A 12978-nucleotide genomic window follows, 5' to 3' on the forward strand; every position below is an offset into this window, starting at 1 on the left:
AGGCCGGGCAGTGGGCTCACCACCGCCCGGCCTTTTTCGTCGGCATGATGCCGATCAGGCTGTCACGCGCGCCAGCGCCGGCTTCTGACGACGGGCGACCGCGCCCACCAGGCCAAAACCGGCAATCAGCATGACCCAGCTGGCAGGCTCTGGCACCGGATTGCCGAACGGATCGATCGGACCCTCGCCTACGATGCCGACACCCGATCCACCCATCACACCGCCGAGGGTGTTGATGCTCTGGTAGCGCACCACGAAGCGATCGAGGTTGATCGACGATTGAGCCTGCGAGAACAGCAGGGTGAACGTGTTGTTCGGGAACGCGCCGTTGGGGATGGACTGGCCGAGCTCGAGGCCGCCACTGCCGCCACCGTTGCATTGGCCGCCGCTATCGCGGAAGCAGACTTCGACACTGATGCCATTCGAGATATTGCTGTTGCGGGTGCTCAGATCGAACATGCCGGTTGCTGACGCGCCCGACACATTGGGGTTCACGTCAAAGCCGAACGACGACAGGCGCGAGGCCGTCACCGATCCACTGCTGTTGTTGGCGAGATTGTCGATGGTGAAGGTCCAGCTGGTCCAGTTGCTGGTGCCGTCGCCGCCCGACAGACTGCTCAGCCGGAACGTGGCGGCGGCCTCCAGGCCGGGCTGCTGCACACCACTGAGATAACCATCCCCGAAATTCAGCGACACACTGTCGTTCAGCGCGGCGAACTGCGCAGGCGTGGTCGGCACGGACACGGCAGCAAAAGCCGGAGTTGCCACAAGGGCCAGAGCCAAAGCGAACGCAAAAATGTTCATAATCATTAACACCTCATTACTAATGAAGTGATAATCGATTCGCGTCTCTGAATCCATTGCAATTTTTCGGTTAACGCACTTCCTTGCTGCAGCCGGCCCTCTTGCCACTATGATGGCGACCATGATCCGCGTTGAACCGGCATTGGTGGTGGCCTTGGCTCCCCACGGCGAACATGCCGTGGTGGCACGATTCCTGTCGGCAGATCAGGGGCTTGTAGCGGCCTATGTGCAGGGCGGGCGCGGGCGCAAGCTGCGGCCGGTGCTGCAGATCGGCAATCGCGTCGCGCTCGATCTGGTCAGCAGGAGCGCCGGGCAACTGGCCTTTGCCACCATCCACCCGCTCAGCACCAACATGGCGATGCTGCATGGGTCCGCAGCGTTGGCGCTGGTTGATTATCTCGCCAGCCTGGCCGCCGCCACCTTGCCCGAGGGCGAGGCCCAGTCGCGGCTGTTCCCGCTGTTCGATGCCCTGTTTGGCGGCGCCGCCGCCGGGGCCGGCGTCGCCGACATCGGCCCGGCCCTGGTGCGGCTGGAACTGGCGCTGCTGGCGGAACTGGGCACCGGGCTTGATCTGGCCAGTTGCGCCGCCACTGGCGCCACCAGCGATCTCGCCTACGTCTCCCCCAAATCAAGGCAGGCCGTGTCGCGCGGCGCCGGCCTGCCCTGGGCCGACAGATTGTTGCCGTTGCCGGCCTTTCTGCTCGGGTTGGGTGAGGCCGACGCCGCCGCCATCGCCGACGGCCTGGCGCTGACCGGTCATTTCCTGGGCCGCGACGTCTTGCGGGACAGCGCGGCGGCCAAACGCTGCTGGACGGCGCGCGAGCGGCTGCTGGGTCTGCTGCTGCGCTGAACCGCTTGCGGGCATTCGCCGCCATCGCTAACCCAGCGCCATGGCCACACTTCCCGAGAGCGACAATATCCTCGAAGCCCCGTTCGGCGCCGCGCTGGGCGAACGCTATCTGGTCTATGCCCTCTCCACCATCACGGCGCGATCCTTGCCCGATCTGCGTGATGGCCTCAAGCCCGTCCACCGCCGCCTGCTGTGGGCGATGCGGCTGCTGAAGCTGAACCCGGATCAGGGCTACAAGAAATGCGCCCGCGTCGTCGGCGACGTGATCGGCAAATATCACCCGCACGGCGATCAGTCGGTCTATGACGCGATGGTGCGCCTGGCGCAGAGTTTTGCGCTTCGGGTGCCGCTGGTCGATGGCCAGGGCAATTTCGGCAATATCGACGGCGATAATGCGGCGGCCATGCGCTATACCGAGGCGCGGCTGACCGATGCCGCCATCCGCCTGATGGACGGACTGGACGAAGAATCCGTCCCCTTCCGCACCACCTATAATGGCGAGGAGGAAGAGCCGGAGGTGTTCCCCGGCCTGTTCCCCAACCTGCTGGTCAATGGCGCCGCCGGCATTGCGGTCGGCATGGCGACCAGCATCCCGCCGCACAACCCGGTCGAGATCGTCGATGCCGCCCTGCACCTGCTGCGCACGCCTGACGCGGCGGACACCGAATTGCTGCAGTTCGTCACCGGGCCGGATTTCCCCACTGGCGGCGTGCTGGTCGAACCTCGGACAAGCATCGCCGAATCCTATCTGACGGGCCGCGGCAGTTTCCGCCTGCGCGCGCGCTGGAGCGTGGAAGACCAGGGCCGCGGCACCTGGACGATCATCATCAGCGAGATCCCCTATCAGGTGCTGAAGGGCAAGCTGATCGAGCAGTTGGCCGAACTGATCACCGAAAAGAAGCTGCCGATCCTCGCTGACGTCGCCGACGAAAGCGACGAACAGCTGCGCATCGTCATCACACCCAAATCGCGCAATGTTGATGCCGATGTGCTGATGGAAAGCCTGTTCAAGCTGACCGATCTGGAAGTGCGCATCCCGCTCAACATGAACGTGCTGGATGAAGGCCGGCCGGGCGTGCTGGGCCTGAAGCCGGTGATCGCCAAGTGGCTGATGCACCAACGCGAAGTACTGGTTGCACGCTCCCGCTATCGCCTCGGCCGCATCGATGCGCGGCTGGAAGTGCTTGGCGGGCTCTTGAAGGCCTATCTGAACCTGGATGAGGTGATCCGCATCATCCGCGAGGCCGACGACGCCAAGGAAGAACTGATCGCCGCCTTCGATCTGACGGCCGTGCAGGCCGAAGCCATTCTCAACATGCGGCTGCGCAGCTTGCGGCGGCTGGAAGAGATCGAGATCACCCGCGAGAACAAGGCGCTGACCGAGGAAGCCAAGGGCCTGCGCGGCCTGATCAGCAGCGAAGCCGAGCAGACCGAGCGGCTGGCCACCGATCTGGCCGCGTTGCGCGCCGCCTATGGCCCGGCGACCTTGCTCGGCCGCCGCCGCACCAGCATTGCGGATGCGCCGCAAGTGACCTTCGTGCCGATCGAGGCGATGATCGAGAAGGAACCGCTGACCATCATCTGTTCGGCCAAGGGCTGGATCCGGGCGATGAAGGGCCATGTCGATCTGGCCAGCACCGAAGCGCTGAAGTTCAAGGAAGGCGATGGCCCGGCCTATGCCTTCCACGCGCAGACCACGGATCGGCTGGTGCTGGCGGCCAGCGATGGCCGTTTCTACACGCTGTCGCCCGATCGCCTGCCCGGCGGGCGGGGGTTGGGGGAACCGGTGCGGCTGATGATCGATCTGGCCGAGGGGACGGAGATTGTCAGCCTGTTTACCCACCAGCCCGATCGCCGCCTGCTGCTCGCCGCCAGCGACGGCCGCGGCTTCCAGATCGACAGCGCCGAACTGCTGGCCGAAACCCGCAAGGGCAAGGCCGTGATGAACCCACGCGAAGGCGCCCGCCTGGCCGTGGTGCGCTGGATCGCGCCCGCCGACGACATGGTGGCGGTGATCGGCGAGAACCGCAAACTGCTGGTCTTCCCGCTCGACGAACTGCCGCAGATGCAGAAAGGCCAGGGGGTGGCGCTGCAGAAATACAAGGATGGCGGCATGGCCGACGTGCGCACGTTCCTGATGGCCGATGGCCTGAGCTGGCCGATGGGTGGCGACAGTGGCCGCACCCGCACCGAAGCCGATCTGACCTTCTGGAAGGGCACCCGCGCCAGCGCGGGCCGCATGCCGCCCAACGGCTTCCCCCGTGACAACAAGTTCAGTGCCTGACGCATGGCCAGCTTCGGCCCGGCAGGTTAAGGAGGCACCATGATTGGTGTCATCCTCATCGCCGTGCTCAACGTCGCCATGTTCAGCTGGTTCTTCTACCTGGCGGCGAAGGACCCTTCGAACGTGTTCAAGCGGCGGCGCCCGGCCGATAATCCGCCGGCTGGCGATGACCAGCCGCCGCAGGCCTGACGCGCATGGTGGTGGTCATCCTCATCCTGTTGTCGCTGGGCGTCGCCGGCTTCATCATGCTCACCGATTCCCGCAAGGACACCAGCCTGAAGCGGCTGGAGCAGCGCGCCAGCGACAGCGTGGTCAATGATGCTGGCAGTGATGGCGATGGCGGTGGTGGGGGCGATTGACGCGGCGGCTACCTGGCCGTGAACGGGCGGCGCTGACACAGTGACCGCGCTGCTGATCATTGGCGGCCTGTTGCTGCTGATCCTGATCGTCGTTGCCAGCCGCCCGTCCAGCCCACCTGAGCGGCTGCCCCGGGACCCCCCGATTGATCGGATGATCGACCCGGGCCTTGACCCCCTGATCTTGCCGTGGCCGGACTCGCTGCCAGAGCGAGAGCGTTCCGACGAACGGATGAGTGACGAAGCGCCGTTCGCGCCCGGAGGTGGCGATTTCGGCGGCGGCGGCGCCAGCGGCGACTGGGATGACGACAGCAGCGATGCCGGCAGCGACAGCAGCAACGACTGATTCCGCTTGCCCGTTCGGTTCGAATCGATATAATTATGATATCGTATTTAAACCGAGGAGACCGATGTGACGACCCACGATCCGGCGCGCCAGCCCAGCCTTGAACGGGCCGGCGTTGGCAGCAATGGCATCGCCATGCTGTTCCTGTTGCTGATCAATCTGGTGACATTGGGCGCAGCCTTGCTGGCGCTGGTCGGCGGCGAGCCGTCGGCGGTGCTGGGCGTGATCGCGCTGTCGCTCACCTTCGCTTTCATCGCCACAGGCTTCTACATGCTGCAGCCCAATGAAGGTGCGGCCATCACCCTGTTCGGCGACTACAAGGGAACCGACCGGGTCAACGGCCTGCGCTGGACCTGGCCGTGGATGGGCAAGCAGAAGATCAGCTTGCGCGCCAACAACCTGATTTCGCAGCAGATCAAGGTCAACGATCTGCGTGGCAACCCGATCGAGATCGCCGCCCAATTGGTGTGGCGCGTCACCGATACGGCGCAGGCGCTGTTCGACGTCGATGATTATCGCGGCTTCGTCACCGCCCAGGTGGAAGTGGCGGTGCGCACCATCGGCGCACGTTATCCCTATGACGATTTCGAGCACAAGGAAGTCACGCTGCGCGGCGATCACGAACGCGTGTCAGGCGAACTGCGCGCCGAACTGATCAACCGGCTCAGCGTGGCAGGCATCACGGTGGATGAGTGCGGCTTCACCCATCTTGCCTATGCCCCTGAAATCGCTGGCGCCATGCTGCGCCGACAGCAGGCCGCCGCCGTGGTCGCTGCCCGCGAAACGCTGGTGGCTGGCGCGGTCGGCATGGTCGAAATGGCGCTGGCGCAGCTTTCCGAAAAGAACGTCGTCGAGCTCGACGACGAGCGCAAGGCGGCCATGGTGTCCAACCTGATGGTGGTGCTGTGCGGCGAACGCGAGACCCAGCCCATCGTCAACGCCGGCAGCCTCTATTGATGCGGTGATGACGGCGAAGAAGCCCTTCCCGCTGCGGCTTGATCCGGCTCTGCACGAGGCGCTGGAACGGGCCGCAGCGGCCGATCTGCGCAGCCTCAACGCGCAGATCGAAGTGCTGCTGCGCGAGGCGCTGGCCAGACGCGGCGTGAAGGTGGCGGTGACGCCGGGGCCCAGGCGCGGGCGGCCGCCAACTCAAGACTGAACGGCGGCATCCAGCAACGCGGCGACCGTGCCCGCATCATCGGGGAAGCCCGCCGCCACCCAGCTGCGCTCAAACGCGCCGAGCCGCTTCGCCACCTCCGGCCCGGGCGCCACGCCGCGGGCGATGATGTCCTTGCCGCTCGCCGGCAGTTTCGGGCGCTGCCAGCCGATCAATGGCACAGCCGCCGCCGCATCGCCTGCAACAAGCAGTCGGTCGATCACCGCCTCACTGCCGTCGCGCCAGGCGGCGCTCCAATGCGGTGCCGGGCCAGTCGGCTGCGCCGCTGCCACCAGCCGCATGCGCTGCGCGTTGGACAGCTTCAGCCGCGCGCCGACTTCATAGGCGACACGCGTGTCGGCCGCCGGCAGCAGGGCCGCCAGTCGCCGCTCCCACGCCGGCGCCAGGCCAGCGCTGGCTTCCGCGGCAATCATCCCCGCCAGCACCGGCAGGCGGCTTGCCGCCAGCTCCGGCAAGACCGGGCGGAAAATGCCGGCTTCCAGCATCAGCGCGAGTGTCGCCACCGGATCGTGCAAGCCGAGCAGAAGCCGCAATTCCATCGCGATCCGCTCGCGCGACAGCGCCATCAGATCATTGGCGCGGGCGGTGCAGGCCGCCAGTCCATCGGCATCGATCGCGGCGGCAAAACGCGCGGAAAAGCGGAAGAACCTGAGGATGCGCAAATGATCCTCGGCAATGCGCTGCAACGGATCGCCGATGAAGCGGACGCGGCGCGCCGACAGATCATCCAGCCCGCCCCAGTAATCATGCAGTGCGCCACCGGGCAGATCGGCATAGAGGGCGTTCACGGTGAAATCCCGCCGCGCCGCATCCGCGCGCCAGTCATCGGTAAAGGCGACCTGCGCGTGGCGGCCAAAGCTTTGCACGTCGCGACGCAGCGTGGTGACTTCGGCGACCAGATCATGGCCCACCACCGTCACCGTACCATGGGCGATCCCGGTCGGCACGGCCTTCAGCCCGGCGGCCTTCACCCGCTTCATCACTTCTTCGGGCGCAAAACGCGTTGCCAGATCAATGTCCGCCCCATCCAGCCCCAGCAGCGCATCGCGCACCGCGCCGCCCACCAGCCGAGTCTCGCCCGCATCAGCCTCCAGTGCCGTCAGCAGTGCCGCGCCGGCAGACGTGGTGGTCCAGGCCTGTGCTGGCAAATGTTCGGGCAAGCTCACAGCGTCTCCAGCCGGCGCGAGAGCGCCACGATCATACCGGCAGTCGCACCCCAGATATAATGGCGATCGTGGCGGATCGACCAGTAATGGCGGGTCTGGCCCTGCCATTGGCCGGATTGGCGCAGATGATTGGCGGGATCGAGCACATGGGCAAGGGGCACATGGAACAATTCGTCCACCTCATCCGGATGGGCGCGCAGAGTCAGGCCGGGCGGCACCACGCCCACCACCGGCGTCACCAGATAGCCGGTGCCGGTGCGATAGGGATCAAGCGTGCCCAACACCTCCACTTGGCTGCGCGGCAGGGCCACTTCCTCCTCGGCTTCGCGCAGCGCCGCGGCCACGGCATCGGCATCCTCGGAATCCTGTCGGCCGCCGGGAAACGCGACCTGCCCGGGGTGGCGCTTCAGATTGGCGGTGCGGCGGGTGAACAGCAACTGCGGCGCGGCCTCGTCCGAAATCGCCATCAACACGGAGGCGGGCGTGAGCGCATCAACCGGCGGCGGGCCGGCGCGGTCCAGATCCCAATCACCGTGCGGGTGCGGGGTGAACGGCCCGCTCAGCAGGGAGCGCACGCGATCAAGCGGCATCGTCGATGCCCTGCATGAACGGAAAATAGGCCCCATCGCTCCACAGACCCGGCGGATCACCACCTTCGGCCAACGCCAGATCGGCGAGGCGATAGAAGGTGGCGCGGTTGACCAGCGCATGGAGCCCGCCCCGCACGTGCAGATAGGGCCGCGGGGTGCCATCGCCACCGATCTGCACGTCCAGCATGTTGTGCGGGCCGGCCGCCACCACATCATCGGTGTTCAGGCGGAACAGGATGCGCCTTGCTTCGCCCTCACCCTCCCAATCAGCATCGACGGCGATGAACGGCGCATCTTCCACATCGATGTCGAGCTTTTCCACCGGCGTCACCAGCACATGGCTGCCATCGGCCTCGCGGCGCAGGATCGAAGAAAACAGCTTCACCAGTTCCTTGCGGCCGATGGGCGTGCCCGCATGGAACCAGGTGCCATCGGCCGCGATGCGCATGTCGCTGTGGCCGCAATGGCTGGGGTGCCATTGTTCCACGGGCAGCCGCTTGCCGGCCCGCGACAGGGCCAGCAGTTCGGCAAAGCGATCAGATGATTCGGCAGTCACGCGCCCTAGATAGGGCAAGTGGTGGTTCAGGCAACCTTGGCCGGGCGGGACGGGTTGCCGCTGGCAGCAGCCTCCACCCAGGCGATGCGCGGCAGGCCGGTGGTCGGCCCGCGCAGCAGCAGCCGATCATGATCGACCGGGCCGGGCAGTTCCCAGTGCCGCGTTGCCGCCGCCGAAAAGCCGAAGCGCCCATAGAAGGGCGCATCGCCGATCAGCAGCACCGGCGGGCTGTCGTCGGCATCAAGCGCCGCCAGGCTGGCGCGCATCAGCGCCGAGGCAATGCCCTCACCCTCACGATTGGCCGCCACCGCCACCGGGCCGAGCAGGATCAGCGGCAGGCGCGCACCGCCCACGCTCTTCAGCCGGATCGGCCAGCATTGCAGGCTGCCCACCAGCTGATCGCCATCAAGCGCGACAAAGCTGTAAGCCGGCAGCAGCTCGGTGCGGTCACGCAGGCGATAGGCGGTGCGGTTGCGCCGCGCCGGGCCGAACCGGTCATCCAGCAGGGAGTCGATGGCGGGCTGATGCGATGGCACCAGCGGAATGATCGTGAACACGGAAGGGGAAACTTTCTGCAGACGGGACAACAAACACGAACGGGCACTGCACCATCAAGGGCACAGTGTCAGATTCGTCGGCCAAGTCTCAGCAGATGCATCATGACCGGCGTTTTATCAGCCGGTTCCGGAACATGCAATGAAGGGATGAAATCAGTGCAGACGGCGGTCGAGGCCGGCGATGGCTTCGTCGGTCAGCCGGGTCTGCAGTTCCTTGTCGGCACGGGCGGCGATGATCGCTGCGGCGGCTTTCGTCACCTGCGCGGCGACTTCGGCCTTCAGTTCGGCCGCGGCGGTGCGTTCGGCGGCGGCGATGCGGCTGGTGGCAGCGGCGGTGCGGCGGGCGATGGCGTCGCGAGCGGCGGCTTCGCTGGCCTTGACCAGATCAGCGGCTTCGGTTTCGGCGCGGGCACGGATGGCGGCCGCGTCGCTTTCGGCTGCAGCCTTGGCCGCCTGCGCCTGGCTGAGCAGGGCTTCGGCTTCGCTGCGCAGCGCGGCAGCTTCATCGAGAGCCTTGCGGACGCCGGCAATACGCTCGTCCAGCGCCTTGGCGATCAGGCCGGGCACCTTGCCCACCACCACGGCGAGCACCATGAAGATGGCAACGCCGGTATAGACCCAGCTTTCGGCACCCAGGCCAAGCAGCGTGGGTTCGGCATGATGGCCACCTTCGGCCACCGTCGTTGCAGTGTGAGCCTGATCTTCAGCCATTGGTCAATCCTCAGCGCCCCGGTTCAGTTCTGGGCCAGCGCCGCCGACACGTCAGCCGGGGTGACGGCAATGCCGGCCAGCCTGGCGACGGCCTCGCTGGTGAGTTCGGCAACCGTCGATTCGAGACCGGCGCGGGCGCTGGTCATCGCCAGAGCCAGCGACGCGGCAGCCGTTTCGGCATCGGCATCAAGCCCGGCCGTGACCGCCTTCAGCTGCAAATCAGCCGCCTTGGCGGCGGCCTCGCGGGCCTGAGCCACGGTGGCCTGGGCCGCGTCACGGGCAGCCTTCATCGCAGCTTCGTGCTCGGCGCGCAGCGCATCGGCGCTGCCCTTGGCCGCTTCGGCACGATCAAGATCGGATGCGACCTGGGTTTCACGCGCATCGATCACCTTGCCCACCTTGGGCAGGGTTGGCCGGATCACAACGAAATAGAGCAGCGTGAAAATCACGCCGAACCAGAACAGCTGCGAACCAAAAGTGGCAGGATCAAATTGCGGCACGGATCGTCCCCGGCTTGAGCCAAGAAGGGTTCAGCGCCCGGCGAGGACCGCCGGGCGCCGGAACCGAAATCAGCCGAACGCCAGCGCGAGCGCGACGACGGCGGCGATCAGACCCAGAGCTTCGGTCACGGCGAAGCCGAAGATCAGGCGGGCGCCGAGCTTGTCGGCAGCGGCGGGATTGCGCAGCGCGCCCTGCAGGAACATCCCGAAGATGATGCCGACGCCGATGGCGGCGAAACCAGCACCCATGGCGGCCAGGCCGGCGCCGATCAGCTTGTAAGCAGCAACAGTTTCCATTGTTCGTCCTCTACGGTGATCTAGTGGTTGGATTGATTAGTGAAGATTGACGGCGTCGTTGAGATAGATGCTGGCCAGCAGTGCGAACACATAGGCCTGGACGACGGCGATCAGCAGTTCCAGCGCGGTCAAAGCAACATTGACGCCCAGCGGGATGATGCCCAGCCCGATGTTGACGGCACCCAGCGACACCACGAAGCCGCCAAACACCTTCATCAGCACGTGGCCGGCAGTCATGTTGGCAAACAGTCGGATGGCGAGCGTGAACGGGCGCGACAGGAAGGACAGGAATTCGATGGCGGCCACCAGCGGCGCCACGAACAGCGGCGTGCCTTCCGGCAGGAACAGCGAGAAGAAGTGCAGGCCATGACGGGCAAAGCCGACGATCACGACCAGAACGAAGACGATCATGGCCAGGCCGAAGGTGACGGCGATGTGGCTGGTGGGGGTGAAACTGTGCACGAACGGCACCATGCCGATCAGGTTGCACGACAGCACGAAGATGAAGATGGCGAAGATCAGCGGGGCATAGCGCAGGCCATCCTTGCCAACATTCTCGCGCAGCATGTCGCGAATGAAATCATAGAGCAGCTCGACGGCGGCCTGCATGCGGCCCGGCACCAGCTGCGGGCGGGCGGTGCCGATGAACAGGAACGCCGAAATCGCCAGCAGCGAGATCAGCATCCAAAGCGAGCTGTTCGTGAACGACAGGTCAAAACCACCGGCGCTCAGCGGCGCAATGGTTTCGATCTTGAACTGCTCCATCGGGTTGGCCACGGCCGTTCAATCCTCATCGCGTTCAGCGGGCTGGTCATCCAGCCGCTTCTGCCGGCGCAGCGACTGGGTCAAGCCCGTCACAAACCCCAGCATCAACATCAGTATCAGACCCCAGGGGCCGGTTCCGGCCTGCCGGTCGATGAACCAGCCGATGAAACCGCCGGCCAGCATGGCGCCGATGAATTCCGACGCGGCCTGCCAGCCCTGATTTTCCTGCAGCTTGGCGCCATCCTTCCGGCTTGGTTCCGCCGCCCGGGCCGCAGCGATGCGGCGCGCGAGGCTGTCCTCGTCGGTGGGTGGTTTGGCCAAGGCGCAAATCCCTGTTGTCACTTTCGCCTGCCGGGTATGGCAGACGGCCCCACCAGCGAAGCCGGCAAGACATGGCGCGCGTCCTAGAGGCGGGGGGTGGGCATGTCAACCGCCCGGGTCCAAACTATTGTGCAGTGCAACCTTGGCAAGTCACCCATTGGAACAAGGCATGAGCGGTTTCTGGTCTTCAAGCAGGAAGCACTCGCCGTCACGCCATGGCCACCAGCCGCTCGGCGGTCTGCAGGTCGACACTCACCAGCTGGCTGACCCCGGGTTCGCCCATGGTGACGCCGAACAATCGGTGCATGCGACTCATCGAAACCGCATTGTGGGTGACGATCAGGAAGCGCGTCGCGGTCTGCGCAGCCATGCGGTCGAGCAGGTCGCAGAAACGCTCGACATTGGCATCATCCAGCGGCGCATCCACTTCGTCGAGCACACAGATCGGCGCCGGATTGGCGAGGAACAGCGCGAAGATCAAAGCCGTCGCGGTGAGCGCCTGTTCACCGCCGGAAAGCAGCGTGAGCGACTGCAGCTTCTTGCCCGGCGGCTGCGCCATGATTTCCAGCCCGGCTTCGAGTGGATCATCGGATTCGATCAGCGCCAACTGCGCCTCGCCACCGCCGAACAGATCGCTGAACAAGGTGCGGAAATGGCCATCAACCGCCGTGAACGCCGCCTGCAGCCGCTGCCTGCCTTCGCGGTTGAGGCTGCCGATGGAGCCGCGCAGGCGGGCGATGGCGGTATCGAGTTCGGCCTTTTCCGATGCCGTGAGCAGGGCCTGTTCTTCAAGTTCCTTCAGCTCGATATCGGCCCGCAGGTTCACCGGGCCCAATCGGTCGCGTTCGGCCGTGAGGGCATCGAGGGATTCGGCCAGTGCCGTCGGATCGCCGGGTTCGATGCCGAAACCGAAACGGCCGGGCAGCAGCGGCGGCGGGCATTGGAAACGCTCACCGCACAGTCGTTCCAGATCGAGCCGGGCGCTATCCTGGTGCTCGGCCTCGGCGCGGGCGGTGGCGCGCAACTCGCGGGCTTCGCCAACATCGGCATCCGCAGCGCGGGCGCGCGCCGCAATCTGGTTCATGGCCGCTTCCGCGCTGGCCAGCCGATCGGCCGCAGCGGCGCGGGCGGCATCAGCAGTTTGCGTGGTGCTGGCAAGGCCGGCCAGATCGGCGGTGATGGCGCGGCTGCGCGCGGCGAGGCCGGCGCGATCCTCTTCGGCGGCTTCACGGCGGCGGGCGAGTTCGGCGCGCTGGCCGGCGCTGGCGTCGATGCGGCGCTGCCAATCGGCTTGCTCTGCCGCGATGGCGCTGCGGCGGCGCTGGCCGGCATCAAGGTCGCGGGCGGCGCCATCCACCGCGGCGCGGGCGGAGGCCAGCGCGGCGCGGGCCTGTTCATTGCCGGTACGCGCCGCAATCAGCGCCGCCGACAGAGCCGCCAGCGCATCGTCGGCCGGCACGGCGGCGCGGGCGGTTTCGGCCTCTGCCACCAGGCGTTCCCGGTCAGCCTGTGCTTGCGCGGTGGCGGTCTTCAGGCTGGCTTCTTCGCCGGCGGCGCGGGCCGCGGCCGTTTCGGCCTGGGCCAGCCGGCCGCGCGCTTCGCCCAGCAGGCGGGCAGCAGCATCGCGGGCCTGGCGCGCCGTGCGCTCGGCCGTGGCGGCGGCACTGGCGGCGGCTTCGGCTTCGCGCAGGCGGGGGG

The 12978-nt window shown here is 66.5% G+C and carries 17 protein-coding genes and 1 pseudogene; 7 read left to right on the forward strand and 11 right to left on the reverse strand.

Going from position 1 to position 12978, the window contains the following annotated elements:
• Positions 1–54 precede the first annotated feature (54 nt).
• A complete protein-coding gene (locus D619_RS16620; protein ID WP_193743311.1) occupies positions 55–738 on the reverse strand; it encodes a cistern family PEP-CTERM protein in 684 nt (227 codons plus the stop codon).
• A gap of 187 nt (positions 739–925) precedes the next feature.
• Between D619_RS16620 and recO the strand changes: the two genes are divergently transcribed.
• From recO to D619_RS0112655, 7 genes are all read left to right on the forward strand, one after another.
• Positions 926–1654: a DNA repair protein RecO gene (gene recO, locus D619_RS0112625; RefSeq protein ID WP_051033503.1), complete on the forward strand. Its 729-nt coding sequence runs from the start codon at positions 926–928 to the stop codon at positions 1652–1654.
• Between the two features lie 40 nt (positions 1655–1694).
• Positions 1695–3938 (forward strand): DNA topoisomerase IV subunit A, encoded by a 2244-nt coding sequence (parC, locus tag D619_RS0112630; protein WP_017668964.1) that lies wholly within the window; start codon positions 1695–1697, stop codon positions 3936–3938.
• A gap of 39 nt (positions 3939–3977) precedes the next feature.
• Entirely contained in the window at positions 3978–4127 is a 150-nt protein-coding gene (locus tag D619_RS18135; protein WP_017668965.1) for a hypothetical protein, read from the forward strand.
• Between the two features lie 5 nt (positions 4128–4132).
• Positions 4133–4297, forward strand: a complete 165-nt coding sequence (locus tag D619_RS18140) for a hypothetical protein (protein WP_017668966.1) — start codon at positions 4133–4135, stop codon at positions 4295–4297.
• Positions 4298–4337: 40 nt separating this feature from the next.
• Positions 4338–4640, forward strand: coding sequence for a hypothetical protein (locus D619_RS0112645; RefSeq protein WP_017668967.1), 303 nt, complete (start codon positions 4338–4340; stop codon positions 4638–4640).
• 66 nt (positions 4641–4706) lie between these two features.
• Entirely contained in the window at positions 4707–5597 is an 891-nt protein-coding gene (locus tag D619_RS0112650; protein WP_017668968.1) for an SPFH domain-containing protein, read from the forward strand.
• A gap of 7 nt (positions 5598–5604) precedes the next feature.
• Positions 5605–5799 (forward strand): toxin-antitoxin system HicB family antitoxin, encoded by a 195-nt coding sequence (locus tag D619_RS0112655; RefSeq protein ID WP_017668969.1) that lies wholly within the window; start codon positions 5605–5607, stop codon positions 5797–5799.
• Here D619_RS0112655 and D619_RS0112660 read toward each other — a convergent pair.
• The 10 genes and pseudogenes from D619_RS0112660 to D619_RS0112705 form a co-directional block, all read right to left on the reverse strand.
• Positions 5790–6983 carry a CCA tRNA nucleotidyltransferase gene (locus tag D619_RS0112660; protein WP_017668970.1) on the reverse strand — a complete coding sequence of 398 codons (1194 nt, stop codon included), beginning with the start codon at positions 6981–6983 and terminating at the stop codon, positions 5790–5792. The genes D619_RS0112655 and D619_RS0112660 overlap by 10 nt on opposite strands.
• Positions 6980–7573 carry a CoA pyrophosphatase gene (locus tag D619_RS0112665; protein ID WP_017668971.1) on the reverse strand — a complete coding sequence of 198 codons (594 nt, stop codon included), beginning with the start codon at positions 7571–7573 and terminating at the stop codon, positions 6980–6982. Before D619_RS0112665 ends, D619_RS0112660 begins: the two co-directional genes overlap by 4 nt.
• Entirely contained in the window at positions 7563–8129 is a 567-nt protein-coding gene (locus tag D619_RS0112670; RefSeq protein WP_017668972.1) for a DUF1285 domain-containing protein, read from the reverse strand. Before D619_RS0112670 ends, D619_RS0112665 begins: the two co-directional genes overlap by 11 nt.
• A 26-nt stretch (positions 8130–8155) precedes the next feature.
• A complete protein-coding gene (locus D619_RS0112675) occupies positions 8156–8686 on the reverse strand; it encodes an N-acetyltransferase (RefSeq protein WP_017668973.1) in 531 nt (176 codons plus the stop codon).
• A 153-nt stretch (positions 8687–8839) separates the two neighbouring features.
• Entirely contained in the window at positions 8840–9397 is a 558-nt protein-coding gene (locus tag D619_RS0112680; RefSeq protein ID WP_017668974.1) for a hypothetical protein, read from the reverse strand.
• 23 nt (positions 9398–9420) lie between these two features.
• On the reverse strand, positions 9421–9897 hold the full coding sequence (locus D619_RS0112685; protein ID WP_017668975.1) for a hypothetical protein: 477 nt from the start codon (positions 9895–9897) through the stop codon (positions 9421–9423).
• Between the two features lie 69 nt (positions 9898–9966).
• The gene (locus D619_RS0112690; RefSeq protein WP_017668976.1) at positions 9967–10194 is read right to left on the reverse strand and encodes a hypothetical protein; all 228 of its coding nucleotides are present in this window, start codon (positions 10192–10194) and stop codon (positions 9967–9969) included.
• Between the two features lie 36 nt (positions 10195–10230).
• Positions 10231–10971 carry a F0F1 ATP synthase subunit A gene (locus D619_RS0112695; RefSeq protein ID WP_026091031.1) on the reverse strand — a complete coding sequence of 247 codons (741 nt, stop codon included), beginning with the start codon at positions 10969–10971 and terminating at the stop codon, positions 10231–10233.
• 6 nt (positions 10972–10977) lie between these two features.
• A complete protein-coding gene (locus D619_RS18230; RefSeq protein WP_017668978.1) occupies positions 10978–11280 on the reverse strand; it encodes an AtpZ/AtpI family protein in 303 nt (100 codons plus the stop codon).
• 208 nt (positions 11281–11488) lie between these two features.
• A pseudogene (locus tag D619_RS0112705) lies at positions 11489–12978 on the reverse strand (chromosome segregation protein); the annotation flags it as partial.

Source organism: Sandarakinorhabdus sp. AAP62 (genome assembly GCF_000331225.1).
Classification (GTDB): domain Bacteria; phylum Pseudomonadota; class Alphaproteobacteria; order Sphingomonadales; family Sphingomonadaceae; genus Sandarakinorhabdus.